Source organism: Actinocorallia aurantiaca, assembly GCF_039533685.1.
GTDB classification, from domain to species: Bacteria; Actinomycetota; Actinomycetes; order Streptosporangiales; family Streptosporangiaceae; genus Actinocorallia; species Actinocorallia aurantiaca.
Genome location: NZ_BAAATZ010000001.1, coordinates 71965 through 98344, shown reverse-complemented (window position 1 = coordinate 98344; position 26380 = coordinate 71965). Strand labels below are relative to the sequence as shown.

Sequence of the window (26380 nt, the reverse complement as noted above, 5' to 3'; positions counted from 1 at the left end):
AGACCCGTGCGGGACCACGCGCCCGCTGACGGCACATGCCCGAGCGCCGTTGTCAGGAAACCCTCGAACACGCCATAGGAGCGTTTGAACAGTGGGTGTCCGTCACATCGTATTGGTCGCGGATAAGGCCTCGGGAGTTCTCCCCGGGCGGACCGGAATCGGGTTCCGGTCACGGCGTGGCTAGGCTTCATGTCCAGGAGTGACGTCGGGGGGACCGCGCCGTGGTCCATGCGCTGCCTCCCCATGCCGAAGGGTCGGGAATGTGAAGCTGCTGGTCACCGGCGGAGCGGGATACATCGGGAGCGTGGTCGCCGCGCTGCTGGTCGAGGCCGGGCACGAGGTCGTCGTGCTGGACGACCTGTCGGTAGGGCACGCGGACGCGGTGCCGGACGGGGCGCGGTTCGTCCTGGGGACCCTGCGGGAGGCCGCCCCGCCGCTGCTGGACGAGGGCGGCTTCGAGGCGGTGCTGCACTTCGCCGCCAAGTCCCAGGTGGGCGAGTCGGTGCGGCACCCGGAGCTGTACTGGGACCGCAACCTCGGCGAGTCCCTCGCGCTGTTCGACGCCATGCGCCGGAGCGGGGTGGGCAGGATCGTCTTCTCGTCCACGGCCGCGGTGTACGGGGAGCCGGAGTCCACGCCGATCCTGGAGACGGATCCGGCGCGGCCCACCAACCCGTACGGGGAGACGAAGCTCGCCATCGACGTGACGCTCGCCGAATACGCGCGCCTGCACGGGTTCGCCGGGGTCTCGCTGCGGTACTTCAACGTCGCGGGCTCCTACGGGCGCTACGGCGAACGGCACCTGGTCGAGACGCACCTCGTCCCGAACGTGCTGAAGGTGCCGTCCGGGGAGGCCGAGCACGCCAGCGTCTTCGGCGAGGACTACCCCACGGCCGACGGCACCTGCGTCCGCGACTTCATCCACGTGGTCGACCTCGGCCGGGCGCATCTGCTGGCGCTGGACGCCGCGGTGCCGGGGGCGCACAAGGTCTACAACCTGGGCAGCGGCAGCGGCTACTCCGTGCGGCAGGTCATCGAGGTCTGCCGGGAGGTCACCGGCCACCCGATCCCCGCGGTGGCGGGGCCGCGCCGTCCGGGCGACCCGGCGGTGCTCATAGCCTCCTCGGCGAAGATCCAGGAGGAACTGGGGTGGCGGGTGGAACGGGACCTCACCGAGATGGTCAAGGACGCATGGGAGTTCGCGCAGCGATGAACGGAACGGCGAAGGGGACCTGGCACGCTCCCGGACGGGTCAACCTGATCGGGGAGCACACCGACTACAACGAGGGCTTCGTCCTGCCCTTCGCGCTGCCGCAGGGCATCACGGCGGAGGGCGAGCGCAGGGACGACGGCCTGCTGGAGCTGCATTCGGGCGGGCAGCGGGAAGTGGTGGAGCTGGACGGGCTGGCGCCCGGGAGGGTGCGGGGCTGGGCCGCCTACCCGGCGGGGGTCGCCGGAGCCCTGGCCGAGGCCGGCTACCTCGTCGGCGGCGCGACCCTGCGCTTCACCTCCGACCTGCCGACGGGCGCGGGCCTGTCGTCCTCGGCCGCGCTGGAGTGCGCGACGGCCCTGGCGCTGACCGGCCTGTACGGGGTGAAGGCCGACCGCAGGGAGCTCGTCAAGATCACGCAGCGGGCGGAGAACGCCTACGCGGGGGTGCCGTCGGGCATCCTGGACCAGTCGGCGTCCCTGCTGTGCGAGCGCGACCACGCACTCCTGCTGGACTGCCGGACGGGCCTGTCCGCCCAGGTCCCCCTCGACCTGGGGGAGCACCGCGTCCTCGTGGTCGACACCGGGGTCAGGCACTCCCTGGACGACGGCCGCTACGCCGACCGCCGGGCGGAGTGCGAGAAGGCGGCCGGGCTGCTGGGCGTCCCGGCCCTGCGCGACGTCGAGGACCTGGCCGCGTCCCTGTCCCGGCTGGTCGACCCGGTGCTGCGCAGGCGCGTCCAGCACGTCGTCACCGAGAACCACCGGGTGCAGGCCACGGTCGGCCTGCTCAAGGCCGGCGCGGCCCCCGAGGTCGGCGCCATGCTCACCGCCTCCCACCTGTCGCTGCGCGACCTCTACCAGGTCTCCTGGCCGCAGGCCGACGTGGCGGTGGAGGCCGCGGTCACGGGCGGCGCGAGGGGCGGCCGGATGATCGGCGGCGGGTTCGGCGGCTCCGTCATCGTGCTGGTCCACCGGGACCGGATCGCCCGGGTCAGGCAGGCCGTCGACGAGGCCTACGCCGCCCGCTCGTGGCGGCCGCCGTCCTACCTGGAGGCCGTGGCCTCGCCGGGGGCGGCCCGCCTGTCCTGAGCGCGCTCACGCCGCGTCGGGGTCGGGGTTGAGCAGCGTGTCGGTGCGTTCGACGTGCCCGAGCGTGGCGGTCCAGGCGACGACCAGGAAGGTCATCCGTGCCAGCAGGTTCATCCAGATGAGCACGCCGACGAGGACGGCGAACGAGGCGTAGATCGGGTTGCTGGTGACGTAGCCGAAGAGGTAGGCGCCCGCGGTCTTGAGGAGCTCGAAGCCGACGGCGGCGACCAGGGCGCCCTTGACGACGTGCTTGTGCGGGGCGTTGGTGCCCGACATGCGGGTGAACACCACCAGGAAGATCGCCGTGTTGAACAGCAGGGCGACCGTCAGGGAGGCGACGCGGAGGCTGAGCCAGGCCCAGACGGAGTCGGTCAGGCTCAGCTGCTCCAGGGTGAAGCTGGTCAGGCGGACGGCGATCGTGGTGGCGGCGACCGAGCAGATCAGCATGACGCCCAGGAAGGCGATGATGGTCAGGTCGCGCAGCTTCAGCAGGAAGAAGTTGCCGGCGCTGCGCGGCGCGCGCCCCCACAGGACGCGGATCGACTCGCGCAGGTTGGCGGCCCAGCCCAGCCCGGCCCAGCTCAGGCCGATCAGGGCGATGAGGCTCGCGCCGACCCTGGCCTGGGCGATCTGCTCGACGCCCAGCTGGGAGGCGAGGCCGGGCAGGTACTCGTCCAGGGACTGGATCAGGTAGTCGCGGAAGGTCTCGCTGAAGTGCACGACGTAGCCCAGGAGCGCGTACGCCAGGGCGATCATCGGGAAGAAGGCGAGGAAGGAGTAGAAGGTCAGGGCGGCGGCGAGCTGCTCGCCGTTCTCCTCGTCGTAACGGCGGACGGTTCGGACAATATGGTCGAACCAAGGGCGTTGCGTGCGTAGGCTCCTTAGCCTGGTGGCGGTCTTCTGCTGGATGGCCTCGAAACGCTGCACCACCGGGTCGGTCAGCCGGGTCACCAGTGGACTGTATCCGCCGGACCGGGCCGCCCGGTGACGTTCTGGAATCGGACGGGACACGAAAGGGCGGTGGGGCATGGCGACGCCCTCCGGAGCGTCCGCCGTGACGGCGCCCGCGGTCGTGCCGGTCCCCCTCCAGACGGTGCGGACGGGCGCCGTGACGATGGCCGCGGGCCTGGTCCTGCTGGGACTGTCGGGCGGCGTCTACCTGGCCGTCTCCGCCCGGGCGGTCGGCCCGGTCGCCTTCGCCTCGCTCTCCACGCTCTGGACCCTGGTCTACACGTTCGGGATCGGCGCGTTCCTGCCGTTCGAACAGGAGCTGGGACGGGCGTTCGCGGCCCGCTCGGCCAGGGGCGCGGGCACGGGCCCGCTGGTCGGCAAGGTCGCGCTGGCCTCCGCGGGGGTCCTGGCCCTGCTGCTGGCGGCCGGGCTCCTGCTGTCGCCCCTGCTGGCCTCGGGCCTGTTCTCCGGCGGATGGACCCCGCTGGGGGTGCTCGCCCTGGCCCTGGCCGTGATGGCGGCGGGGTACGTGACGCGCGGGATCTACGCGGGCTCGACGCGGTTCGGCTGGTACTCGGCCCAGCTCGGTGTGGAGGGCGTCGTGCGCATGGCCGTCTGCGCCGTGCTGCTCGGGCTGGGAGTCCACACCGTCGGGCCCTACCTGTGGCTGCTGGCACTGGCTCCGCTGGCGGCGCTGCCGCTGACCCTGCCGGGGCTGCGCGGGGCGCTCCGCCCCGGGCCGCCCGCCTCCTGGTCGGAGCTGTCGGCCAACCTCGGCTGGCTGCTGCTGGCCGGGACGGCCGCCCAGGCGGTGGCCAACGCGGCGCTGGTCGTGCTCCAGCCCCTGTCCGGACGCGACGGCACCGCCGGACGGTTCCTCGCCGCCTTCGTCATCGCCCGGATCCCGCTGTTCCTGTTCCAGGGCGTGCAGGCCGTTCTCCTGCCCGGACTGTCGGCGGCGCTGGCCGCCGGTGATCACGCGGCGTTCCGGGCGAAGCTGCGCGGGGTGCTGGCGGCGACCGGCGCGGTCGCGCTCGGCGGGGTGCTGGCCGCCGCCGCCCTCGGGCCCGTGGCGGTGCGCCTGGCCTTCGGCGACGGGTTCGACCTGGGCCGCGGCCACCTGGTGGTGCTGGCCGCCGCGACCGGTCTCTACATGCTGGCGCAGGTCTTCCAGGCCGGGCTGGTCGCGCTGCGGCGGCACCGCGACAACGCGCTGTGCTGGAGCGCGGCCTTCGGCGTCTTCGCGGCGGTGTGCCTGGTACCGCTGCCCGCGCTGGCCCGGGTGGAGGCGGCGCTGACGCTCTCGTGCGCGGCGGCGGCCGTCCTGCTGGCGGCACGGCTGCTGACGCGCCGGGAGAATCTCACCGATGGCGAGAAGTGAAGGCGGGGCTCCAGAAGGGCGCCGTCTCTCCCGCGGACGCGCTAACGTCGTGACGCAGCGAATCCGTGGGAGTGCTTAAAGTGACTAAACCGCCGAAGGCGCCGAAAACGAAAAGGCAGGCGCTCATACCGTTCGGAGCCGGTGCGGTGGCGGCGGCCGCGGTGTGCGCGCTGGTCGCCTCCCTGCCCGACCCGCGCCGGGAGGCGGCGCGCTCCGGAGCGTCCAGAACCGCGCAGGAGCCCTCGAAGGAGGCCTCCCCGAGCACGCCCGCACCGCCTTCCGTCGCGGACGTGCACGTGACGGTCAGCGGCCGCACCGTGCGCATCCACAACCGCGGCCCGCACGGGACCGGCCCGGTCACCCTCGACCTGCGCCCCCTGAAGGGGCGCCTCCGCGCCTCCTGCGACCCGACGGGATGCTCCTGGCCCGACCTGCCGTCCGGCGAGAGCCTCGAGGTCAGGCTCCGGGGCAGGGGCCGGGGAAGGGCGGAGGTGCGCACCACCGTCCCCGACCACAGGCCCGGCGACAACGAGGTGCGGCTGCTGGTGCGCCGCTGACGGCGCCCGCCGTACGGCCCGGACGGCGGACGCCGGGGCTCATTCGGTGGAGGCGGGCCTGCGCCGGAACAGCAGCACCGCCATGCCCGCGAGGATGAAGCCGCCGCCGACCGCGCCCAGCAACAGATCGTTGGAACCGGACTCCTTCTCGGAGCCGCCCTTCTGCGACTCGCGCCGCGCGGCCGTGGACGGGCTCTCCGACGCCGAGGGGACGGGCTGCGCCAGCGCCTCGACCGGCTCCACCTTCCCCGCGTTGGCGAAACCCCAGTCGAAGAGCGTCTCGGCGTTGTCCCACAGGCTCTCGGCCTTCATCAGCGCGATGATGATCCGCCGCCCGTTCCGTTCGGCCGCGCCCACGAACGTCTGACGGGCCGCGTTGGTGTAGCCGTTCTTGCCGGCGATGAACCCCTTGTAGGCCCGGGACTCGCCCGGCAGCATCCGGATGTGGGAGTAGATCGGCATCTTGTAGCGCTTGGCCGGGGTCTTCTTCTTGGTCTTCTTGTCGACCTTCGCCGGACGCAGCGCGGGGAAGGTCGAGTGGACGGTCGCCGCGTACTCGACGAACCCGGGCATCTTCAGCCCCTCGCGCAGGATCAGCGCCAGGTCGTAGGAGGTCGTGTACTGCGTCTTGACGTTCAGCCCCAGGTCGACGTCCAGGCCGTTGGGGGAGCCCGCGAGCGTGTCCACCGCGCCGATCCGCTTCGCCTCGGCGTTCATCAGGTCCAGGGTCGGCTTCATCCCGCCCTGCGGCAGGGTCAGGGTCATGGCCGCGTCGTTCGCCGAGGCCATGAGCAGCGCCCGGAACAGGTCGCCGGAGGGGTAGGTCAGCTTCGGCGTCATGCCGACCTTGGTGCCCTCGGGCTCCACGCTCTCCCGGGTCGGCTGGATCATGGTCTGATCGCCCAGCCGGGGGATGAGGGTGACCGCGGTGAGCACCTTCTGGGTGCTGGCGGGCAGGAATCTGCGGTGCGGGTTGCGCGCGGCCAGCACCTCGCCGGTGTCGGCGTCCGCGATGATCCACGATCCCGCCTTGAGCTTCTTCAGCGGGGTGTCCGGCGCGGCCACGGCGGTGCCGGGGGTGAGCGCGACGGTCAGCATGGCGGCGGCAGCCGCGGCGGCGGCTCTGTGCGGTGCTCCCATGAGCACGAGAGCCTAACCGTCCGGATCCCGGCGCCGCCTACCCTGCGAGGATGACATCTCGACGTTCTGCCGTGTTCCTGCTGGCCCTGGCCGCGTTCACGGCCTTTGAATGGATCATGCTCGCCAAGAACCTGGGCAGCGGACCGAGGCGGGCGACGGCTTTCTACGTGATCCACTACATCCTGGCCGCAGCGAACGTGGTCTTCGCCGTGATCCTCGCGAGGATCGGGTGGGGGGCCTGGAAGAAGGCATCTTGACACCCCGGTCGCACGCCCCCGACAAGGGCTCGCTTACCATCCCTCACATGGAGTTGGCTGCTGCCTTCCCCCAAGCTGAGCGCGAGCGTTGGCGGGAGCTATTGAAGGGCGTACTCCGCAAGTCCGGAGCCGCCACCGAAGACACCCCTCTCGACGCCGTCGAGGACCTGCTCACGAGGCGGTCCTACGACGGGGTCCCGATCGCACCCCTCTACACCGCCGAAGAGGCGGTCGCCTCCCGCCCGTTCGCCACCGCGCCGCGCGACGGTGACGACGACCCGGCCAGGTGGGACGTGAGGCAGCGGCACGCGGACCCGCTGCCGGAGCGGACCAGGGAGGCGATCCTCGCCGACCTGGAGAACGGCGCCACCTCGGTGTGGCTGGCCGTCGGCGCCGCGGGCGTCCCGGTCTCGGGGCTGGGCGAGGCGCTCAGGGGAGTGCACACCGACCTGGCGCCGGTCGTCCTGGACGCCGGACCGCAGACCCGGCAGGCCGCCGAGGCGTTCCTCGCGCTGGCCGGCCCCGCCTCCCTGGGCAACCTGGGCGCCGACCCGCTGGGCCTGGCCGCCCGCACCGGCGTGACCACCCCGACCCCGGTCGACCTGGCGCAGCGCGTCGCCGCCGAGTTCCCGGGCATCCGCACCTTCGCGGTCGACGGCACCGTCTACCACGACGCGGGCGGCTCGGACGCCCAGGAGCTCGGCGCGGTCCTCGCCGCGGCCGTGGTCTACCTGCGGGAGCTGACCGAGGCCGGCCTGAGCGTCGACCAGGCCGCCGCGCAGCTGGAGTTCCGCTACGCCGCGCACGCCGACCAGTTCCTCACCATCGCCAAACTGCGCGCCGCGCGCCGCCTGTGGGCCAGGGTCGCCTCCCTCTCGGGGGCGTCCGACACCACGGCGCGGATCCACGCGGTGACGTCCAGCGCGATGATGACCAGGCGCGACCCGTGGGTGAACATGCTGCGCACGACCGTCGCGTGCTTCGCCGCCGGAGTCGGCGGCGCGGACGCGGTGACCGTCCAGCCGTTCGACGCCCGGATCGGCCTGCCCGACGCCTTCTCGCGCCGGATCGCGCGCAACACCCAGACGCTGCTGCTGGAGGAGTCCTCCCTGGCCCGCGTCGTCGACCCGGCCGGCGGCTCCTGGTACGTCGAGCAGCTCACCGAGCAGCTCGCCCAGGCCGCGTGGACGTGGTTCACCGACCTGGAGAAGGCCGGCGGCCTCGCCGCGGCGCTGGAGTCCGGGCTGGTCGAGCGCGAACTCGCCGCCACCTGGGAGAGGCGCCGCAAGGACCTCGCCCGGCGCAAGGCCCCGCTGACCGGCGTCAGCGAGTTCCCCAACCTCGCCGAGAAGCTGCCCGAGCGCGAGGAGGCCCCGGCTCCGCTGAGCGGCGGCCTGCCTCAGCGCACCTACGCCCAGGACTACGAGGCCCTGCGCGACCTGGCCGACGCCCAGCCCGTCCGGCCGAAGGTCTTCCTGGCGACCCTCGGCCCGGTCGCCGTGCACACGGCGCGGGCGAGCTTCGCCGCCAACCTGTTCCAGGCCGGCGGCATCGAGACGGTCACCGGCGCGCCCGAGGAGTTCGACGGCGGCGTGGCGGTCGTCTGCTCCAGCGACAAGCTCTACGCCGAGCAGGCGGAGACCGCCGCCAAGACGCTGAAGGAGCGCGGTGCGGTCAGGGTGTGGCTGGCCGGTAAGGGCGAGTACGCCGGGGTGGACGGCAACGTCTTCGCCGGGTGCAACGCGATCGAAGTCCTGGAAGGCACTCTCCGGGACCTGGGAGTGACGGTATGAGCATCCCCGACTTCTCCGACGTCCCGCTGGGCGAGCCCGTAGCGCCGGACGTCCTCGAAAAGCAGTGGCGTGAGGCCGCCGGCGACCGTCCGGCATGGGACACGCCCGAAGGCATCGGCGTCAAGCCGCTGTACGACGCCTCGGACCTGTCCGGGCTCGACTTCCTGGGCACGTTCCCCGGAATCAAGCCGTTCCTGCGCGGCCCGTACGCGCCGATGTACGCGACCCAGCCGTGGACGATCCGGCAGTACGCCGGGTTCTCCACCGCCGAGGAGTCCAACGCCTTCTACCGCCGCAACCTCGCGGCGGGCCAGAAGGGCCTGTCGGTCGCGTTCGACCTCGCCACCCACCGCGGCTACGACTCCGACCACCCGCGCGTGGCCGGCGACGTCGGCATGGCGGGCGTGGCGATCGACTCGATCTACGACATGCGGCAGCTGTTCGACGGGATCCCCCTCGACAAGATGTCGGTGTCGATGACCATGAACGGTGCCGTTCTGCCGATCCTGGCCCTCTACGTGGTGGCCGCCGAGGAGCAGGGGGTGGCGCCGGAGCAGCTGGCCGGGACCATCCAGAACGACATCCTCAAGGAGTTCATGGTCCGCAACACCTACATCTACCCGCCCACGCCCTCGATGCGGATCATCTCCGACATCTTCGCTTACACCTCGCAGAAGATGCCGAAGTACAACTCGATCTCCATCTCGGGCTACCACATCCAGGAGGCCGGAGCCACGGCCGACCTGGAGCTGGCGTACACCCTCGCCGACGGCGTGGAGTACATCCGGGCGGGCCGGGCCGCGGGCATGGACGTCGACTCCTTCGCGCCCCGGCTGTCGTTCTTCTGGGCGATCGGCATGAACTTCTTCATGGAGGTCGCCAAGCTGCGGGCCGGGCGTCTGCTCTGGGCCAAGCTGGTCAAGCAGTTCGACCCCAAGAACGACAAGTCGCTGTCGCTGCGCACCCACTCCCAGACGTCCGGCTGGTCGCTGACCGCCCAGGACGTCTACAACAACGTGGCGCGCACCTGCGTCGAGGCGATGGCCGCGACCCAGGGCCACACCCAGTCGCTGCACACCAACGCCCTCGACGAGGCGCTCGCGCTGCCGACGGACTTCTCCGCCCGCATCGCCCGCAACACCCAGCTGCTGCTCCAGCAGGAGTCCGGCACCACCCGCACCATCGACCCGTGGGGCGGCTCCTACTACATGGAGAAGCTCACCCACGACCTCGCCGCCCGCGCCTGGGAGCACATCCAGGAGGTCGAGAAGTTCGGCGGCATGGCCAAGGCCATCGACGAGGGGCTGCCCAAGCTCCGCATCGAGGAGGCCGCGGCCCGCACCCAGGCCCGCATCGACTCCGGCCGCCAGCCGGTGATCGGCGTCAACAAGTACCGTCCCGACGTGGACGAGATGATCGACGTCCTCAAGGTCGACAACGCCTCCGTCCGGACCCAGCAGATCGCCAAGCTGGAGCGGCTGCGCGCCGAGCGCGACCCGCAGGCCGTCTCCCGCGCGCTCGACGCGCTGACGGCCGCCGCCGGGGCCGACCAGGTCGGCGACCTCGAGCACAACCTGCTCAAGCTCGCCATCGACGCCGCCCGCGCCAAGGCGACCGTCGGGGAGATCTCCGACGCGCTGGAGAAGGTCTACGGACGGCACTCCGCCACGATCCGTACCATCTCAGGTGTGTACCGGGAGGAGGCCGGAGCCGTGTCCGCGATCGAGAACGCCCGCAAGGCGACCGACGACTTCGCCGAGGACGAGGGCCGCCGCCCCCGCATCCTGGTGGCGAAGATGGGCCAGGACGGCCACGACCGGGGCCAGAAGGTGATCGCCTCCGGCTTCGCCGACCTCGGCTTCGACGTCGACGTCGGCCCGCTGTTCCAGACCCCGGAGGAGGTCGCCCGCCAGGCGGTCGAGGCCGACGTGCACATCGTCGGCGTCAACTCCCTGGCCGCGGGGCACCTCACCCTGGTGCCGGCTCTGAAGTCCGCGCTGGCCGAGCTGGGCCGCGAGGACATCATGATCGTCGTCGGCGGGGTCATCCCCCCGCAGGACTTCGACGAGCTGCGCGCCGCCGGGGCCTCGGCCATCTTCCCGCCCGGCACGGTCCTCGCCGAGGCCGCCGTCGACCTGCTGAAGGAGCTGTCCGCCCGCCTTGGCCATGCCTGATGTCAAGGATTACGTAGAAGGGGTCCGGGAGGGCTCCCGAGCCTGGATCGCCCGCGCGATCACGCTCGTGGAGTCCACCCGCCCCGACCACCGGGAGCTCGCCCAGGCCGTCCTGGCCGAGCTCACCCCGCACGCCGGGAACGCCCGCCGCGTGGGAATCACCGGCGTCCCCGGAGTCGGCAAGTCGACGACGATCGACGCCCTCGGCTCCCACCTGACGGGCAGGGGCCACAAGGTCGCCGTCCTGGCCGTCGACCCGTCGTCCACCCGGACGGGCGGCTCGATCCTGGGCGACAAGACCCGCATGGCCCGCCTGGCGGCCGACCCGAACGCGTTCATCCGCCCGTCCCCGACGGCCGGGACGCTGGGCGGCGTCGCGAAGGCCACCCGCGAGGCCATGGTCGTCATGGAGGCCGCGGGCTACGACGTGATCCTCGTGGAGACCGTCGGCGTGGGCCAGTCCGAGACGACGGTCGCCGAGATGACGGACTCCTTCCTGTTCCTGACGATCGCCCGCACCGGCGACCAGCTCCAAGGCATCAAGAAGGGCGTCCTGGAACTCGCGGACGTCATCGCCGTCAACAAGGCCGACGGCGACCACGCCCTGGAGGCCCAGAAGGCCGCCCGCGAACTGGCGGGCGCCCTGCGCCTCCTGCGCGGCCGCTCCGAGCGCGTCGTCCCCGTCCTGACGTGCAGCGCCCTGGAAGGCACCGGCCTGTCGGAGGTCTGGGACCAGATCGTCGCCCACCAGGAGTCCCTCCAGGAGTCCGGCGAGCTGGCCCGCCGCCGCCGCGCCCAGCAGATCCGCTGGACCTGGGCCATGGTCGAGGACCGCCTCCTCCACGCCCTCCGCACCAGCCCCGCCGTCCAGGCCCTCACCCCCGACCTGGAACGCCGCGTCGCCGAAGGCGAACTCCCCCCGTCGATCGCCGCCGACCGGATCCTCGAGGCCTTCTCCGCCGAGTGACCCGCTCCGCCGAGGAGTATGAGCCGCACAGGCCCTGGTCGGGTGCGGTACGCCGCGAGACGTCCCTGGTCGTCGCGGCGGCCTCGTTCTCCGGGCATGCCCACCGCGAGTACGTAGGTTGAGTCCAGGTGCCACCACTGCCGAGACCGCGAGGTGGGCTTCGATGACGGCGATGCCGGACGAGTCACCTGCCGTTCGCGACGATCTGCGTGCGGCGTTCGCGGCTCCCAAAGGCGCGTTCGCGGGCCGGGACCGGCACAGCAAGCCCGACGGCGTGGCGATGGTGCTGGAGGTGACCTTGGGAGGAACCGCCGATTCCCGCTCCTCTCGAAGGCGCTCTGCCGACCCGCGAGTTCTGACCCGCCCGGCCACGGCGTCTCCATGGGTTTCGGGCATGATCACGGTATGCGTGGTTTCAGTTCCGCCGACGGGACCCGGCTCGCCTATCACCTGGAAGGGGAGGGCGAGCCGTTGGTGTGCCTGCCCGGCGGGCCGATGAGGGCGTCGGCCTATCTCGGTGACCTGGGAGGCCTGGCGGCCCACCGCCGCCTGGTGAAGCTCGACCTGCGGGGCACCGGAGGCTCCGCGGTCCCCGCCGACCGCACGACCTACCGCTGCGACCGGCAGGTCGACGACGTCGAGGGGCTCCGCCTGCATCTGGGCCTGGAGCGGATCGACCTGCTGGCGCACTCCGCAGCCGGGGACCTGGCGATCCTGTACACGGCCCGCCACCCGGAGCGGGTCCGCAGCCTCGTCCTGCTGACGGCCCGAGGCAGGGCACTGGGCGTCGACTTCACCACCGGCCACCGGCTGGAAGCCGCCGGCCTCCGGACCGCCGAACCCTGGTACCCGCGGGCGCGGCCCGCGTTCGACGCCCTCTGGAGCGGAACGGCGGACGACTCCGACTTCGACGCGGCGGCCCCGTTCTTCTACGGCCGGTGGGACGACGTGGCCCGAGCGCACGCCGCCGCCGAAGCCGGGCAGACCAACGAGGAGGCCGCCGCCCTCTACGCCTCCCCGGCCGTCTTCGACCCCTCCGCGACCCGCGAGGCCATCGCCTCGCTCAACGCCCCGGTCCTGGTCGTGGCGGGTGAACTCGACAGCGGCCCCCTGCCCCGGATCGCCGCCGAGATCGCCGCCCTCTTTCCCAACGCGAGACTCGACACCGTCCCCGCCGCCGGTCACTTCCCCTGGCTCGACGCCCCGGCCCGCCTCCGCCGCAGCATCAAGGACTTCCTGGCACCCGCCGAGAGCGCGGCGCCGCCGCACGACCACGGGCTCGCCCTCGATGGGCCTGGCGATTAGATCCTCGCCCTCCGGTAATCCCAGAGCATCACCCGCTACGAGCCATTCCGCATCCGGGACGCCAGGTCGACCGCAGACGGTGAGGCCTGTCCGACTCCTGGCCGCATCGCGGTCCACGGCGGCCGTGGGCGGGATCGGCTCGGTGGTGCCTGGCCGGTGCGGACACGGGCGGGCTTCAGCGGTGGGTTGTGGTGTCATGCGCGGCCAGGGGTCGGTTCCGGCTCGTGCTGTGGGGTGTGGTCGCGCCGGAGGAGTAGTAGCGGGGTCGCCAGGAGGAGCGCGCCGGCCAGGCCGATGGCCGTGCGGGGGCCTAGCAGGCTGCCCAGCACGCCCCAGACGGCTGTCAGGAGTGCGGTCGTGGCCTTGGTCGTCACCGACCATGCGGACAGTGTGCGGACGATCCGGTCGGTCGGGGTGCGTTCGAGGCGGTGGGTGGCGTAGACGGGGTTGAAGACCCCGCAGCAGAAGATGAGGCCCAGTTCTACGCCGATCACCAGCAGTAGCCCTCCGGTGCCGGGGCCCAGGAAGACCAGGCCGACGGGCCAGATCGCGCGCAGTGAACCGGACACGATGAGGATCCGGTGCTGCCCGAACCGGGTGGCGAGCGGTCGGGCCATGCGTGAACCGAGCAGGCCGCCGATCGCGGGTGCGGCGAAGGCGAGGCCGTACTGCCACGGGGTGAAACCGAGCCGGCCGAGCATCAGGACGGCCAGCAGCGGCGAGGTGGCCATCACCAGGCCGTTGAACAGGGCGGTGTTGAAGAACAGCGGACGCAGCGTCGCGTCGGCGAGGATGTACCGCCAGCCGTCAAGCAGGTCCGCGGGCCGCATGCGCGCGGTCTTTTGGTGCTCGGGACGCGGCTCGTGCCCGCCTGTCGCGCGGATGCCCAGGGCCGAGAGCAGGTAGCTGACCGCGTCGGCTGCCACCGTCACCACCGGACCGAGGAGTCCGATGGCGGCGCCGCCCAGCGGCGGTCCGACGATCGTGGCCGTCCAGGCCGTGGACTCGAACCGGACGTTCGCGACGAGCAGGTGCTCGGCCGGCAGCAGCGTCTTCAGGTACGCGCCGGAGGCGGCGCGGAAGGTGATGTCGGCCGCCGCGACGACGACCGAGACCAGCAGGAGCTGAAGGAAGGTGAGCACGCCGAGCGCGAACGCGGCGGGGATCGTCAGCAGCGCCGCGCACCGCGCCAGGTCCATCGCCATCAGCACCTGCCGCTTGCGGCGGAACTCCACCCACGGGCCGAGCGGAACCGCCACGGCCGCGCCCACCGCGACCCCCGCGGAGGCGAGCGCGGCGACCTCGGCCGGTCCGGCGTGCAGCGTCTGGATGGCGATCAGCGGAAACGCGCCGAAGGCGAGCCACGTGCCGAGCTCGCTGGTCCCGTACGCCGCCCAGAGCCACCCGAACCGCCTCCCCAGGCGCGGTCCGAGCAGACGTCCTCGCCAGCGCCCGCTCCTCATGCCCGCCATCCCCGCCACTCGCTTGTACAACCGATTCGCGATCGGAAGCATCAAAGCGAGCACTGCGACTAAGGGTCAAACAACCGCGAGGCCGCATGGTCACAACCAATGGTTGTGTCCATAAGGTGTCAGCGTGGATCTCGAAACCGTCCGGACCTTCGTCGCCGCCGCCGACGCGGGGCAGTTCCAGGAGGCCGCCGCCGAGCTGGAGGTCACTCAGCAGGCAGTCTCCAAGCGCATCGCCGCGCTGGAGCGCGACCTCGGCGTGCGGCTGTTCACCCGCACGCCGCGCGGCGCCGAGCTCACCATCGACGGGCAGGCGTTCCTGCCCCACGCGCGCGAACTGCTGCGCGTCGCCGAGCGTGCGGTCGCGTCCGTGCGCCCCGGGCACCGTCCGCTTCGCGTCGACGTGCTCACCTCGCGCAGTGCGGCGTCGGGCCTGATGCGCGGTTTTTATCGCGCGCACCCCGAGATCGACCTCGACGTGCTGATGCTGTTCGACATCGAGACGGCCGTGGCCGCCATCCGGTCCGGTGCGATCGACGCGTCCTTCCGCGCCGTCGAAGTGCCCGGCCGGCCCCTTCCCGAGGACATCGAGTCCGTCCGGGTGCTCGACGAGCCGCTCCAGCTCCTCACCGGTCCCGCCCACGCGCTGGCGGGCGCCCGGTCGGTGACCGTCGCACAGCTCGCCGGGCACCGGATCTGGATGCCCGGCATAACCCCCGGTACCGAGTGGGCCGCCTACTACGACGACCTCGTCGCCGAGTTCGGCCTCGCCATCGAGGTGACCGGCCCCAACTTCGGCTCCGACGCGCTCCTCGACACCATCGCCGACACCCCGGCCCTGGCGACCTTCATGGGCGAGCACATGCGCCTCGTCTGGCCCTCCGGCCACGGACTGCGCCGCATTCCGGTGACCGACCCGACGCCCGTCTACCCGCACTCGCTGCTCTGGCACCGCGACAACCCCCACCCGGCGCTGACCGTCCTCCGCACCTATCTCGCCGCCACAACGGCCGCCCAAGATGCCGCCGGGACCTGGTCGCCGGGCTGGGTGACTCCCCGCTGAACGGACTCGCCTTGCGATTAGGCGTATACGTCTATATGTTGTGCCGGTGCCTTTGGACGCTTCACGGAACAGCCTTGTGCTGCCGCTGCTCGGACTTCTGGTCGAGCGGCCGTCACACGCCTACGGACTCGCTTCGCATCTGCGCGAGCGGTACGGGCACCTGACGGCCACCCGCAGCACGGTCACGTCACTGCTGAAATCGCTGGAAAGAGCCGGACTGGTCGCTTCGCAGCAGCCTGAACGGGTGGGCAACCGGCCACCGCGCACGGTCTACGAGCTGACCGAGGCCGGTAGGGCCGATTTCCGGCGGAAGGTCGAGGCGGGGCTGGATGAGGGGCAGGCCGCCTCCGCCGACTTCGTCATGGCCGTCGCCTACGCGGGGATCCTCCCGGCCGACCACGCCGCGTCCCTTCTGGAGGCCCGCGCCGACCGGCTCGACGGAGAACTGGCCGCCTTGCGGGACCGGCCCGACGGCGTGGCGGAGGCGCACATGCTCGAAGCGGCCTACTGGCGCACCATCGTCACCGCCGAGGCCGCCTGGGTCAGGACGCTGGCCTCGCGGATCCGATCACACGACATCGACTGGCCGGGCACGCCGGCCGGACCAGGGGAGGGCTGAAGCGTGAAGTTCGGCATCTATCCGGGCGGGCGTGCGGGCACCACCTGCTCGTCGCCGCCCGACCCCGCCGCGATCGGCGTCCTCATCGACGACCTCGCGGCCGGACGCCCGTTCGTCATCCGCGAGTACGTGCACTTCTTCGGCGAGGCGACGCCGCCGGACGTCGTCGCCTCGCTCGGAGCCGAGCACGACCTCACCCACCTCACGATGCCCGATGAGTGGTACGTCGAGGGAGGCCGTGAACTGGACCTCGTGGCGAGCTACATCCCCCGGGAGGCCGACATTCCCGGATGGCTGGCCTTCCTCGACACCGTCATCGACCGCTACGGCCATCTGACGCGTTACCTCCAGGTGACCCTTGAACCCAACTTCCCCATTCCGCTCATCGACGGAAGCGCCCCCGGGGTCCTGCAAGCCCTGACCCTCGGCATCCCGCACGCACGCGCCGCACTGGACGCAAAGGGCCTGCACGACGTACGGGTCGGTTTCTCCGTCGCGGAATCGGCGGAATGGCTGGGCGGCGACGACGAGTTCTGGCGGCACCTGTCCGCCATACCGCGACAGGACTTCGCCGACCACGTCGACTATGTCGGCCTGGGCCTGTACCCCGACGCCTTCTCCCCGGTCGCCCCGCGCGGCACACCGGGAGACGTCGCCTCCCTCACCGCCCACGCCCTGCACCACCTGAGGGAGCACTCACTGCCCCGCGCCCGCATCCCGCCCGCCACCCCGATCCACATCGCGGAGAACGGCACCCCGAGCGGCACACCGCGCACCGAGCGGGCCCAGTGCGACTCACTGACCGACATGCTCGACACGATCCTCGACCTCCGAGAGCCCCTGAACATCACCCAGTACGAACTGTTCAGCCTCCGGGACGCCGACAGCGCCTCCGCCGACCCCGCCGGAACGCTGGGCCTCGTCACCGACGCCTACCGCCCCAAGCCGGCCTTCGCCCTCTACCGCGACGCCGTCCGAACGGCGTCGAGTGCCTGAACCACTCCGTCCTCTTCGGAATCACAGGGAGAAACGGGGTCTATGGGGAGGGCCGTCATGAGCCGACCGGTGCCGGGGGAGAGGCGGCCGCGGACGGTGACGGCCGCGGCGATCACGATGGTCCTGCACGGCCTGGTCCTGGGAGCGGGTGGTGCGCTGGTGACGCTGATGTTCGGGCCGGGCGGTCCGGGCATGGCGCTGCTGGGGGTGGTCCTGCTCGGGGCCTCGGGCGGTCTTCTGGCCTCCACGTGGGGTCTGGCGATCCGCGCCGCCTGGGCGCGGAGGGCCGGGATGTCGGGTGCGGCTGCGGGGATCGGGGTGGAACTGCTGGTGCTGGGGGCCCTGGCGGGGATCGCGCTCTCCACCGAAGGCCCGTCCGCTGAGTCCGCCGCCGAGTTCGAGCGGCTCGCCTGGCTGGCGGCGATCACCTGCACCCCTTTGATCATGCTGGGAGCGGCCGCGATCGTGCTTCTCCGCACCCGCTCGGTGGCCGCCCACCTCCGAGCGCCGAACTCGTCTCCGCGGGTCGGCGGGGGATGGCGACGGGTTCGGTGAGCGTCGCGCGGGCCGCGGCGGTGAAGGCGCGGACCAGGGGGTCTCGCGGGCGGTGGACCAGACAAGGGACCACTCGGTGGCGGGGACATCGGCGATCGGGACGAGGGTGATGCCCCTGGACCGCTCCGTCGCCTTCTACACGCGGGTCTTCGGACATCGGCGATCGGGACGAGAGCGATGCCCGGATGGGAGTAGTAGCAGGTGACGGGGGCGAACTCGTGGCCGAGCATCCCATCATGCCCAGCCGCAGGGTGCCGACCACGCCGCGCGCGCGGTGCTCTCCGCGCGGCGCCCCTCCTGCGGGAGCCCGCACGTGGACCTCGCCGGTCGGTGGCACCTGGTGGCGTATTTCAGGGCAGGGCGTCGAGCCAGACGAGCTCCAGGCCGAGGAGGTCGCAGAGGCGGGACGGGTCGGTCCACCGGCCGTGGGGGCGGCCGTCGGGCAGGAGGGTGGTGAAGCCGCCGTCCGGCAGGGCGAGGCCGTAGTAGGCGAGGTCGCGGCGGGGATGGCCGTGCTCGTCGTCGTAGTCGGCGATCAGGGCGAAACGGCGTGGTGCGCTGATGACGTCGTCGTCCGCTGCGTGGTACACAGACGAGACGTCGGAGCGGGGATCTGGCATGTGGTTCCTCTCCGACGTGTCGCCGGGACGGGTCGCCGCCAAGCTGAGCCCGTCCCGGCTCTCTTGTTCTTCTCGGAAGCGCTGCGTAGCCACTTCGTCACGGGTTAGAGTCGCACCTGCGGTGATCGTCCGCAAGGTTGCGTGCTAGATCGATTGCTGATCTGTGATCGGAGTGGTGATGAGTCCGGCGAAAGGCCCGACCCTGCGTGCCCAGTGGCTCGGCAGGCGGCTCAGGGAGTACCGGGAGCGGGCGGGGCTGACGCTCAGTCAGACGGGCGAGTACCTCCAGCGGGACAAGGCCACCGTGAGCCGCATCGAGGCCGGGATCATCCCCTGCCGCTCCGCCGACGCCATGGCCCTGCTCAACCTCTACGGGGTGGACGATCCCCGCGTCCGGGACGGAATCGACCGGCTTTCCCGGGACATCTGGTGCAAGGGCTGGTGGGACGACTACGAGTCCGAGTCCGACACGAAGATCATCGATCATGCTTGGCTGGAGGCCCGGGCCCAGGGCATGAGGGTCTTCCACATGACGGTCTTTCCCGGGCTGCTTCAGACCGAGGACTATGCGAGGGCCGTGATGCGGGCGGCCGTGCCGGACATGGCCGAGGACCGGATCGAGCCGTGGGTCGAGTTCCGGATGAACCGGCAGCGCATCCTGGAGCGTTCGGAACCGCTGATTCTCGACGTCGTCCTCGACGAGGCCGTGCTCCGGCGGTTCACGGACAAGGGGGTCATGCGTCGGCAGTTGCGCCACCTCGGCGAGATGGCGCGGCGTCCTCATGTGGACATCCGGATCCTGCCGTTCTCCGCTGGTCCTCATGCCAGCCCGGAGAGTCCTTTCGCCATTCTCGACATGGTCGAGCCCTATCCTGTGGCCGTCCAGGTCGAGATGCGGACGAGTGCGGTTTATCTCGAAGGCCGAGATGTCGATGTCTACGACCGCTCCTATGCTTATCTCAAGGCCGCGGCCCTTTCCCCTGAGGAATCCCGGGAGATGATCGAGTCGGTCGCGGAGAGTCTGCTCTGAGGAATAGGAGCGCCAGGATGGACACCCCCGAGGATCTGACCGGCGTTGTCTGGCACATCAGCACCTTCAGCGCCAACGGAGGACCGGAATGCGTGGAGGCGGGGCCTCTTGCGGACGGTTCTGAGCGCGTCGCGGTGCGGCACAGCCTGCGGCCGGGGGCCGAGGTGATCGTCTATACGCGGGGTGAGTGGGAGGCGTTCGTCCGAGGTGTGCGGGCAGGGGAGTTCGACTTTTTCGGAAAGTGAATCCCGGTCGCGACTTTCCGTGAGGTCGCGGAGGTGGAGAGCGGCGATTCGTGTCGTCGGCGATGGGGATGGTCGTTGGAGCGTTCCCATTTACGGTTGCATGCATTTTTTAATGGTTTTGTGAGTTCCGTCACGTAAGGTTTTGCTTGCGGTGAGCGGGGCAGCGGACGCAAGATCGTTGGCACTTCGGCCTGAGGAGGCGTTGTGCCGATCAGGGGGATGTTCCTCTCCGCGCTCGCGGAGATCAGGGTCGGGAAGATCAGGGTTCTTCTGTCTGCTTTCTGTGTCGCCTGCCTGGTGGCGACGGTGACGGTGGTCGCAGCGGTGGGCGGGGTGACCCAGCAGGTGGCGCGGGATCTGTTCGAACAGCAGACGGGGCGTCCCGGCACGATGCTGCTCGACATGCAGTTCCGGCGGATGAACGCGGATGGGGTGCCCGCGAAGTCGTTGCGGGCGATGAAGGACTCGCTGCAACGGTTCGGGATCGTGCACTCGCCGTATTTCCAGTTCGGCCAGGCGCAGATCCGCACGGCCGACCGCCAGGTGTTCAAGTCGCAGCCGATGAACGGGCCGCCGAAATTCATGCTGACCGTGACCGACCACCGGTTGCAGGAGATCGATTACCTGTCGATGAAGGCGGGGCGATGGTTCAACGCCACCGACGACGTGCGGCTGGAACCGTCGATCGTGGCCACCGAGGGGTTCGCGCGGCTGGTCGGGCTGGATCCCCGGGAGGCGATCGGCGCCCGCATCGAGTTCGCCGCAGGGGAGATCTGGCAGAAGGCCCGGATCGTGGGGCTCGCCGAGGAGAGAGCCGGGGGGATGATGGGCCCCTCCGGGCAGATCCCGATGGTCTACCTTCCCTTCGCGTCGATGCTGCAGATGGGGATGCCCACCCATCAACCGACCTTCAAGCTGCGGATCGCACCCGAGCACAGCGCGGCGACCATCACGCGGCTCAAGGCGGAAGCGCCGAAGTGGGGCGTGGACCAGATCCACGTCCAGAAGACCTTCGGGAACTTCATGGCGATCGGCGGCAAGCTTCGGCTCCTGCTGATGGGAGTCACCGCCGCGATGCTGCTGCTCGGCTCGCTGCCGGTGATCGCGCTCGGGATCTTCGCGGTCCGGCAGCGGCGCAGCGAGTTCGGCGTGCACCGCTGCTTCGGTGCGACCGGGCCCGACCTCTTCCTGACGGTGCTGCTCGAAGGGCTCATCGTCTGCTTCGCGGCCGGTCTCGCCGGGGTGTCCGCCGGCTACCTCGTGCAGGGACCGGCGATGGGGATCCTGATGTCCCGGTACTTCGGGATATCAGAGCAGGGCATCGACACCTCCTTCCCCTGGGACGCGGCGCTGCTCGGGCTGGGCGTGGCGGTCTGCGTGGGCGTCTTCACGGGGCTGATCCCGGCCTGGCGAGCGATGCAGCGATCCGTTATCCGGGCGATCCGGTCTTAAGGAGAACTGATGGCACTGGGAATCTCGGGCAACCGCGCGGGCAAGGCGGGCATCCTGCTGGCGGTCGGCGCGGTGGTCTTCGGCACCGGCTACCTGGCCAACAACGGCGCCGCCGCGCCCGAACCGGTGGCCGAGACGCTGCCGGTACCCGACCTGGCACCCAAGACGATCAAGGTGGCCCAGGGGACGATCGTCGCGCGGCTCGTGCTCAAGGCGGTGGTGGAGGCCGATCCGGCCACGCCCGCCCGGCCGGAGAAGGAGGGGACGGTCACCCAGGTGCTGGTGAAGAAGGGCCAGCGGGTGAACAAGGGCGAGGCCGTCCTGGCGTTCAAGCACACCCCCGAGCAGAAGGCGCCCGCCAAGCCGGGCGCCAAGCCCAAGCCCGTCAAGCCCGTGACGCTGTATCTGGCGGCTCCGGCGGCGGGGAAGGTCAAGGAGATCCAGGCGTATGTCGGCTCTCCGGTCGCCCCCGGCCAGGTGGCGTTCTCGGTGGACCGAGAACGTTTCCGCGCGGTGGCCGAGGTCGAGACCAAGGACATCTACCGCCTCTACAACAAGCCCCGCGGCGTCAAACTGCAGATCGACCACGGCCCGGCGCCGTTCTCCTGCCCGCTGATCTCCTACGGAGCGGGCGGCGGCGAGAAGGCCGCGGTCGAGGTCTCCTGCCGCATCCCCGAGTCCCGCAAGGTCTTCCCCGGGCTGCCCGCCGAGATGTCGGTCCTCACGGACCAGGCGAAGAACGTTCCGGTCGTCCCGCTCGCGGCGGTGCTCGGCAAGGCCGAGACCGGCTGGGTGACGGTCGTCGGGGAGTCCGGCGAGCAGACCCGCCGCGAGGTCGAACTGGGCCTGAACGACGGCAAGAGGGTCGAGATCAAGTCCGGCCTGAAGGTGGGGGAGAAGATCCTCGATCTCGCCCCCGAGGACGCCGCCTTCTCCGGGCCCAAGAAGGAACAGGGCCGCGGATGACGGCCGCAGTGGAGCTGGGGGGCGTCACCAAGCGCTTCAAGCTCAGGGGCAGGAAGGATCCGCTGACCGTCCTGGACGACATCTCCCTGACCGTCCCCAGCGGCGGTTCGATCGCGATCGTCGGCCTGTCGGGCGCGGGGAAGTCCACCCTGCTGAACATCCTCGGCCTGCTGGAACGCCCGGATGAGGGGCGGATCTCCCTCTTCGGGAAGGAGACCACGACGCTCCCCGAACGGGAACGCGCCTCCATGCGGGGAAAGACGATCGGCTTCGTGTTCCAGCAGCTCAACCTGCTGTCCGGCCGCTCCGCCCGCCAGCAGGTGGCCGTCCCCCTCCTCTACGAGGGCGGCTCGGCCCTGCGCCGCCGCTACACCCTGGCCGACGAGGCCCTGAACCGCGTGGGCCTGGGCGAACGCCTCCACTCCAAGGTGTCCGAACTCTCCGGCGGCGAGCAGCAGCGCGTGGCCATCGCCCGCGCCCTCATCCGCGACCCCCGCCTGATCCTGGCCGACGAACCCACCGGAGCCCTGGACCCGGTCACCGCGACCCAGGTCATGGACCTCCTCTTCGACACCGCCAGGGAGGACGGCCGCGCCCTCATCCTCGTCACCCACGACCACGTCCTGGCTCGCCGCGCCGACCGCCTCTACACCCTGGACGCCGGCCGCATCTACATCGACGAGTCCCAGACGGAAGCAGCGTCGTGAGCCTGCCCCTTCTGCGCCGGAAACGCCCGTGGAGCGTGATCGGCGCGGTGGCCGCGACGGTCATCCACTCGCTTTTCCTGATCTTCGGGGTCCTGGGGTGGATCGGTTTCTTCGGGAGTTCGGTCCCGTTCTGGGTCTGGGCGGCGGTCGCGATGATCGCGGTGATCGCGGCTCACTGGATGTTCGTCTCCTCATTGCGCCTGGAGCCCGGCGCGGCCAAGGCGCGCAGGGGAGTCCTGGCCGGTACCGCGACGGCGGCCGGCCTGGAGCTGCTGTTCCTCGGAACCCTTCTGTGCGACACGCTCTCCCACGAATGCCCGCCCGAGGGCTGCGTTCCCAGCAACGCGGAATGGGCCCTCCTCGACGTGGTGCTCTTCTCGCCCCTGCTCTTCCTGGGCGGGATGACGGTCCTGCTCCTGCGCACCCGTTCGTCCGCGGCCTACTTCCGCGGTCCGTGACGCGGCTTCAGCGTGTGACCGCCTCCACCAGTTCCTCCGTCGCCTTCGCCAGGCGCTTACTTCGGGTCGAAGGAGAAGTTGTACGCCGAGGCCGTGCAGGCCGAGATCCCCCGGGGGCTCGCCGGCGACCCTTCCCGTCCGCCCGTCCACATCGCGGACGCCCTGCTCCGGGAGGTCGTCTTCGGGGATTGGCAGATGTTCGACGGGGAGCATCCGCTCCTGGTGATGCTCCGCTCGGCGAACCGGCCCGCCGTGCGCGAGCAGTTGCGCACTCAGCTGTGCGAGGGGTACCTACGGGAGTTCACCGACCGGCTGGAGGGCGAGAACGCCGAACTGCGCGTGGAGCTGATCGGCGCTCTGCTGCTCGGCATGGGGGTGATGCGCTCGATAGCGGACTCGCCGGCCTTGGGCGAGGCGTCCTTCGAGGAGACGCGGGTGCTGGTGGCGAGGCTGGTCCACGCGCTCTCCCCCGCTGGTTGAGGGCGTATCCCACTGGGAAATATTTCGTATTGATAGTTACTTATAGGGATACATTGCTGAATATCCCGTATGGGGCAGGAGAAAGTCACGATTCCCCTGTGTCGTCCTCGGCGGATAGTCTGGACGGATGAGGCGGGGAGCGGGACGGCGGGGGCTTCTTGAGGGGGATCGCCGGGATGGTGATCTCCGTCCCGCCGGAGGCGGTTTCCGGATAGAAGCTTCGTAGATCGGGCAGACAGTCTGGCGACGGTGCCGGGGCGGGTCGGCCAAGATCGTTCCTGGGTTCTACCAGGAACGCGGGCGGACTGGCCGGATCGCGCCACGGGCTCCGCATCGACCTGCAAGGATTGTCTACGGAGGTTGCCGTGACCATTCGCTTCAACCCGTCTCGCGGCGCGACCCTGGGGGTGGAGTGGGAACTCCAGCTCGTCGACGACGAGAGCAGGATGCTCCGGCAGGACGCCGGGCAGGTGCTCGCGGACGTCCCCCAGCTCAGTGAGGGCAAGTTCACCAAGCTGCGGCACGAGCTGATGGAGTCGACCATCGAGGTCGTCACCGACCCCTGCTTCACGGTGTCGGAGATCGTCGCCGACCTGTCCTCCTCGATCGCCCAGCTGCGCGAGGCGGCCGCGGCGCGCAAGATGCGGCTCGCCTGCACCGGCACCCACCCGGTCAGCGACTGGCGGGACGCGGTCATGGCGCCGATCCAGCGGTACGCCGAGCTCATCGAGGAGATGCAGTGGCTGGCCCGCCGGATCCAGACCTTCGGGGTGCACGTCCACGTGGGGGTCACCGACCAGGACAAGGCGATCCCGATCATCAACGCGCTCTCGGCCTACCTGCCGCACTTCCTGGCGCTGACCGCCTCCAGCCCGTTCTGGAAGGGGCACGACACCGGGCTGGCCTCCAGCCGCTCGATCGTGTTCGGCTCGCTGCCCACCGCCGGCCCGCCGCACTCCCTGGGGGACTGGGCGGAGTTCGAGGGGTACATGGACACGCTGCTGCGGGCCGGGACGATCAGGTCGATCAAGGAGGTCTGGTGGGACATCCGCCCCCATCCGGACTTCGGAACCGTTGAAGTACGCATGTTCGACGGGATCCCGACAATGCGTGAGGTCGGGATGGTTACTGCGTTGTGTCAGTCCCTCGTCACGCTTTTCGAGCAGCAAATCGATCGCGGATATGCGCTTCCGCGCCCGGCGACGTGGGTTGTCCGCGATAATAAATGGCGAGCGACCCGATACGGGCTCGACGCCATCATCATCACCGATGACTACGGACGTACCGCGCCGCTCCGTGACGAGCTGTACGAACTCGCCTCTGAGCTCGCTCCCGTGGCAGACCGCCTCGGGTGCGCCGAAGAGCTCAAGGTGATCGGTGAGGTCCTGGAGCACGGCGCCCCGTACGAGCGTCAGCGCGCGATCCGCGCCGAGGGCGGCAGCCTGGAGGACGTCGTCTCCGCGACGATCATGGAGTTCGCGGAGAACAGGTTCGTCGGCCCACGGGAGGTGGTCCATGCAGGGACGACCTGAGGAGCCCCCCGAACAGACCGATACGACGAGAAGTGCCACGCCTGAGGGGGCGCACATGACGCAGACTCATCCAGGGGTGATGCCGTCCCTGGACTCGCCGGCGGACGAGGATCCAGACCTGCGCAAGCAGCTGGCGGCCTACCTCGACCTGAACGCCGACGATCTGATCGGGTTCCGCCGCGATCTGCACATGCATCCCGAACTCGGGTACACCGAGTTCCGCACCACCGAACGGCTGGTGGAGCGCCTCAAGGAGGCGGGGCTGGAACCGCGGGTGCTGCCCAAGGGGACCGGCGTCATCTGCGACATCGGGCCCGACTGCGGCCCGATGGTGGCGCTGCGCGCCGACATCGACGCCCTGCCGCTGCCGGATGAGAAGGACGTCCCCTACGCCTCGACGGTCCCCGGCCTGAGCCACGCCTGCGGGCACGACGTGCACACCACGGTCGTGCTGGGCGCCGGGCTGTTCCTGGCCCGCCAGGCCGCCCTGGGGCTGCTCCCGGGCCGGGTGCGGCTGCTGTTCCAGCCCGCGGAGGAGAACCCCGGCGGGGCGCTGGACATCCTGGCGGCCGGCGGGCTGGTCGGGGTGAACCGGATCTTCGGCCTGCACTGCGAGCCCAAGTTCGAGGTCGGCCAGCTCGGCGTGCGCACCGGCCCGATCACTGCGGCCTGCGACAAGGTCTACGTCAAGGTCAACGGGCCCGGCGGGCACACCGCCCGGCCGCACCTGACCGCGGACCTCGTCTACGCGCTGGCGAAGATCGTCACCGAGCTGCCCGCCGCCCTGTCCCGCAGGGTGGACCCCCGCTCCAGCCTCAGCCTGGTCTGGGGCCGGATGAACGCGGGCTCGGTCGCCAACGCCATCCCCGACCAGGGGCTGGCCGAGGGCACCGTGCGCTGCCTGGACGACGAGGCCTGGCACCGGGCCCCCGAGCTGATGCGGGCCCTGCTGCACTCCGTCGCCGGGGCCTACGAGGTGGAGGCCTCCCTGGAGTACGTCCGGGGCGTGCCGCCGACCGTCAACGACCAGGCCAGCGTCCAGATGTTCAAGGACGCCGGCGCCCTGGTGCTGGAGCAGCCGGACAAGGTGGTGACCGCCCCGCAGAGCCTGGGCGGCGACGACTTCGGCTACTACCTGGAGTCGATCCCCGGCGCCTACGGCCGGCTCGGCGTGCGCACCCCCGGCGGCCCCGAGTACGACCTGCACCGCGGCGACTTCGACGTGGACGAGTCCTGCATCCCGGTCGGCGTCAAGATCCTCGTCGCGACCGTGCTGACCGCGCTGTGCGAGCTTCCCGGCTCGGCCGTCCCCACCGGCCTGGAGGACTCCCGCGCCTGACGGGCGGCGACGCCCGGCGAGAC

The 26380-nt window shown here is 70.8% G+C and carries 26 protein-coding genes; 22 read left to right on the top strand and 4 right to left on the bottom strand.

The window, feature by feature from the left end:
- The first annotated feature begins 262 nt into the window (after positions 1-262).
- Both galE and galK read left to right on the top strand, forming a co-directional pair.
- Positions 263-1213, top strand: a complete 951-nt coding sequence (galE, locus tag ABD327_RS00460) for a UDP-glucose 4-epimerase GalE (protein WP_344448014.1) — start codon at positions 263-265, stop codon at positions 1211-1213.
- A complete protein-coding gene (gene galK / locus ABD327_RS00455) occupies positions 1192-2301 on the top strand; it encodes a galactokinase (protein ID WP_344448013.1) in 1110 nt (369 codons plus the stop codon). Before galE ends, galK begins: the two co-directional genes overlap by 22 nt.
- 6 nt (positions 2302-2307) lie before the next feature.
- Here the strand turns inward: galK and ABD327_RS00450 are convergent, their stop codons facing one another.
- Positions 2308-3252, bottom strand: coding sequence for a YihY/virulence factor BrkB family protein (locus ABD327_RS00450; protein ID WP_344448011.1), 945 nt, complete (start codon positions 3250-3252; stop codon positions 2308-2310).
- Between the two features lie 76 nt (positions 3253-3328).
- On the opposite strand from ABD327_RS00450, the gene ABD327_RS00445 reads away from it, so the two are divergent.
- Together ABD327_RS00445 and ABD327_RS00440 are read left to right on the top strand one after the other, a co-directional pair.
- Positions 3329-4633 carry a polysaccharide biosynthesis protein gene (locus ABD327_RS00445; protein WP_344448010.1) on the top strand — a complete coding sequence of 435 codons (1305 nt, stop codon included), beginning with the start codon at positions 3329-3331 and terminating at the stop codon, positions 4631-4633.
- A 146-nt stretch (positions 4634-4779) separates the two neighbouring features.
- Complete coding sequence (locus tag ABD327_RS00440; RefSeq protein WP_344448009.1) at positions 4780-5190, top strand: hypothetical protein; 411 nt, start codon at positions 4780-4782, stop codon at positions 5188-5190.
- A gap of 39 nt (positions 5191-5229) precedes the next feature.
- On the opposite strand, the gene ABD327_RS00435 is transcribed toward ABD327_RS00440, so the two are convergent.
- Positions 5230-6330 (bottom strand): D-alanyl-D-alanine carboxypeptidase family protein, encoded by a 1101-nt coding sequence (locus ABD327_RS00435; protein ID WP_344448008.1) that lies wholly within the window; start codon positions 6328-6330, stop codon positions 5230-5232.
- 50 nt (positions 6331-6380) lie between these two features.
- Between ABD327_RS00435 and ABD327_RS00430 the strand changes: the two genes are divergently transcribed.
- The 5 genes from ABD327_RS00430 (at position 6381) to ABD327_RS00410 (ending at position 12826) form a co-directional block, all read left to right on the top strand.
- Entirely contained in the window at positions 6381-6587 is a 207-nt protein-coding gene (locus ABD327_RS00430; protein ID WP_344448007.1) for an SCO4848 family membrane protein, read from the top strand.
- A 47-nt stretch (positions 6588-6634) separates the two neighbouring features.
- On the top strand, positions 6635-8380 hold the full coding sequence (locus ABD327_RS00425; protein WP_344448006.1) for a methylmalonyl-CoA mutase family protein: 1746 nt from the start codon (positions 6635-6637) through the stop codon (positions 8378-8380).
- On the top strand, positions 8377-10554 hold the full coding sequence (gene scpA, locus ABD327_RS00420; RefSeq protein ID WP_344448005.1) for a methylmalonyl-CoA mutase: 2178 nt from the start codon (positions 8377-8379) through the stop codon (positions 10552-10554). Before ABD327_RS00425 ends, scpA begins: the two co-directional genes overlap by 4 nt.
- On the top strand, positions 10547-11521 hold the full coding sequence (gene meaB / locus ABD327_RS00415; RefSeq protein WP_344448073.1) for a methylmalonyl Co-A mutase-associated GTPase MeaB: 975 nt from the start codon (positions 10547-10549) through the stop codon (positions 11519-11521). The genes scpA and meaB overlap by 8 nt, the downstream gene beginning before the upstream one ends.
- Before the next feature lie 405 nt (positions 11522-11926).
- On the top strand, positions 11927-12826 hold the full coding sequence (locus ABD327_RS00410) for an alpha/beta fold hydrolase (protein WP_344448004.1): 900 nt from the start codon (positions 11927-11929) through the stop codon (positions 12824-12826).
- Positions 12827-13020: 194 nt separating this feature from the next.
- On the opposite strand, the gene ABD327_RS00405 is transcribed toward ABD327_RS00410, so the two are convergent.
- Positions 13021-14289, bottom strand: a complete 1269-nt coding sequence (locus ABD327_RS00405) for an MFS transporter (protein WP_344448003.1) — start codon at positions 14287-14289, stop codon at positions 13021-13023.
- A gap of 133 nt (positions 14290-14422) precedes the next feature.
- On the opposite strand from ABD327_RS00405, the gene ABD327_RS00400 reads away from it, so the two are divergent.
- Genes ABD327_RS00400 through ABD327_RS00385 form a run of 4 tightly spaced genes read left to right on the top strand, consistent with a single transcriptional unit; the run spans position 14423 to position 17528 of the window.
- Positions 14423-15358: a LysR family transcriptional regulator gene (locus ABD327_RS00400; RefSeq protein ID WP_344448002.1), complete on the top strand. Its 936-nt coding sequence runs from the start codon at positions 14423-14425 to the stop codon at positions 15356-15358.
- Between the two features lie 46 nt (positions 15359-15404).
- Positions 15405-15977 carry a PadR family transcriptional regulator gene (locus ABD327_RS00395; RefSeq protein ID WP_344448001.1) on the top strand — a complete coding sequence of 191 codons (573 nt, stop codon included), beginning with the start codon at positions 15405-15407 and terminating at the stop codon, positions 15975-15977.
- 3 nt (positions 15978-15980) lie between these two features.
- Positions 15981-16973: a hypothetical protein gene (locus tag ABD327_RS00390; protein WP_344448000.1), complete on the top strand. Its 993-nt coding sequence runs from the start codon at positions 15981-15983 to the stop codon at positions 16971-16973.
- A gap of 57 nt (positions 16974-17030) precedes the next feature.
- Positions 17031-17528 carry a hypothetical protein gene (locus ABD327_RS00385; protein ID WP_344447999.1) on the top strand — a complete coding sequence of 166 codons (498 nt, stop codon included), beginning with the start codon at positions 17031-17033 and terminating at the stop codon, positions 17526-17528.
- 350 nt (positions 17529-17878) lie between these two features.
- Here the strand turns inward: ABD327_RS00385 and ABD327_RS00380 are convergent, their stop codons facing one another.
- Complete coding sequence (locus tag ABD327_RS00380; protein ID WP_344447998.1) at positions 17879-18148, bottom strand: hypothetical protein; 270 nt, start codon at positions 18146-18148, stop codon at positions 17879-17881.
- Between the two features lie 178 nt (positions 18149-18326).
- Here ABD327_RS00380 and ABD327_RS00375 point away from each other — a divergent pair, with 178 nt between their 5' ends.
- The 9 genes from ABD327_RS00375 (at position 18327) to ABD327_RS00335 (ending at position 26357) form a co-directional block, all read left to right on the top strand.
- Positions 18327-19178, top strand: a complete 852-nt coding sequence (locus ABD327_RS00375; protein ID WP_344447997.1) for a helix-turn-helix domain-containing protein — start codon at positions 18327-18329, stop codon at positions 19176-19178.
- Between the two features lie 17 nt (positions 19179-19195).
- Positions 19196-19423 (top strand): DUF397 domain-containing protein, encoded by a 228-nt coding sequence (locus ABD327_RS00370; protein WP_344447996.1) that lies wholly within the window; start codon positions 19196-19198, stop codon positions 19421-19423.
- 204 nt (positions 19424-19627) lie between these two features.
- Entirely contained in the window at positions 19628-20875 is a 1248-nt protein-coding gene (locus tag ABD327_RS00365) for an ABC transporter permease (RefSeq protein ID WP_344447995.1), read from the top strand.
- Between the two features lie 9 nt (positions 20876-20884).
- Positions 20885-21841 (top strand): efflux RND transporter periplasmic adaptor subunit, encoded by a 957-nt coding sequence (locus ABD327_RS00360; RefSeq protein WP_344447994.1) that lies wholly within the window; start codon positions 20885-20887, stop codon positions 21839-21841.
- Positions 21838-22548 (top strand): ABC transporter ATP-binding protein, encoded by a 711-nt coding sequence (locus tag ABD327_RS00355; RefSeq protein ID WP_344447993.1) that lies wholly within the window; start codon positions 21838-21840, stop codon positions 22546-22548. Before ABD327_RS00360 ends, ABD327_RS00355 begins: the two co-directional genes overlap by 4 nt.
- Positions 22545-23006, top strand: a complete 462-nt coding sequence (locus ABD327_RS00350; protein ID WP_344447992.1) for a hypothetical protein — start codon at positions 22545-22547, stop codon at positions 23004-23006. Before ABD327_RS00355 ends, ABD327_RS00350 begins: the two co-directional genes overlap by 4 nt.
- A 78-nt stretch (positions 23007-23084) precedes the next feature.
- Positions 23085-23486: a TetR/AcrR family transcriptional regulator gene (locus ABD327_RS00345; protein WP_344447991.1), complete on the top strand. Its 402-nt coding sequence runs from the start codon at positions 23085-23087 to the stop codon at positions 23484-23486.
- Positions 23487-23851: 365 nt separating this feature from the next.
- The gene (locus tag ABD327_RS00340; RefSeq protein WP_344447990.1) at positions 23852-25018 is read left to right on the top strand and encodes a glutamate--cysteine ligase; all 1167 of its coding nucleotides are present in this window, start codon (positions 23852-23854) and stop codon (positions 25016-25018) included.
- Positions 25019-25073: 55 nt separating this feature from the next.
- Entirely contained in the window at positions 25074-26357 is a 1284-nt protein-coding gene (locus tag ABD327_RS00335; RefSeq protein ID WP_344447989.1) for an amidohydrolase, read from the top strand.
- Positions 26358-26380: the final 23 nt, after the last annotated feature.

Coding starts and splice junctions, on each gene's coding strand:
- galK (WP_344448013.1), top strand. CDS start 1,192: ATGGGAGTTCGCGCAGCGATGAACGGAACGGCGAAGGGGACCTGGCAC.
- ABD327_RS00445 (WP_344448010.1), top strand. CDS start 3,329: ATGGCGACGCCCTCCGGAGCGTCCGCCGTGACGGCGCCCGCGGTCGTG.
- ABD327_RS00435 (WP_344448008.1), bottom strand. CDS start 6,330: ATGGGAGCACCGCACAGAGCCGCCGCCGCGGCTGCCGCCGCCATGCTG.
- ABD327_RS00430 (WP_344448007.1), top strand. CDS start 6,381: ATGACATCTCGACGTTCTGCCGTGTTCCTGCTGGCCCTGGCCGCGTTC.
- ABD327_RS00425 (WP_344448006.1), top strand. CDS start 6,635: ATGGAGTTGGCTGCTGCCTTCCCCCAAGCTGAGCGCGAGCGTTGGCGG.
- scpA (WP_344448005.1), top strand. CDS start 8,377: ATGAGCATCCCCGACTTCTCCGACGTCCCGCTGGGCGAGCCCGTAGCG.
- meaB (WP_344448073.1), top strand. CDS start 10,547: ATGCCTGATGTCAAGGATTACGTAGAAGGGGTCCGGGAGGGCTCCCGA.
- ABD327_RS00410 (WP_344448004.1), top strand. CDS start 11,927: ATGCGTGGTTTCAGTTCCGCCGACGGGACCCGGCTCGCCTATCACCTG.
- ABD327_RS00405 (WP_344448003.1), bottom strand. CDS start 14,289: ATGAGGAGCGGGCGCTGGCGAGGACGTCTGCTCGGACCGCGCCTGGGG.
- ABD327_RS00385 (WP_344447999.1), top strand. CDS start 17,031: ATGAGCCGACCGGTGCCGGGGGAGAGGCGGCCGCGGACGGTGACGGCC.
- ABD327_RS00380 (WP_344447998.1), bottom strand. CDS start 18,148: ATGCCAGATCCCCGCTCCGACGTCTCGTCTGTGTACCACGCAGCGGAC.
- ABD327_RS00375 (WP_344447997.1), top strand. CDS start 18,327: ATGAGTCCGGCGAAAGGCCCGACCCTGCGTGCCCAGTGGCTCGGCAGG.
- ABD327_RS00370 (WP_344447996.1), top strand. CDS start 19,196: ATGGACACCCCCGAGGATCTGACCGGCGTTGTCTGGCACATCAGCACC.
- ABD327_RS00360 (WP_344447994.1), top strand. CDS start 20,885: ATGGCACTGGGAATCTCGGGCAACCGCGCGGGCAAGGCGGGCATCCTG.
- ABD327_RS00355 (WP_344447993.1), top strand. CDS start 21,838: ATGACGGCCGCAGTGGAGCTGGGGGGCGTCACCAAGCGCTTCAAGCTC.
- ABD327_RS00335 (WP_344447989.1), top strand. CDS start 25,074: ATGACGCAGACTCATCCAGGGGTGATGCCGTCCCTGGACTCGCCGGCG.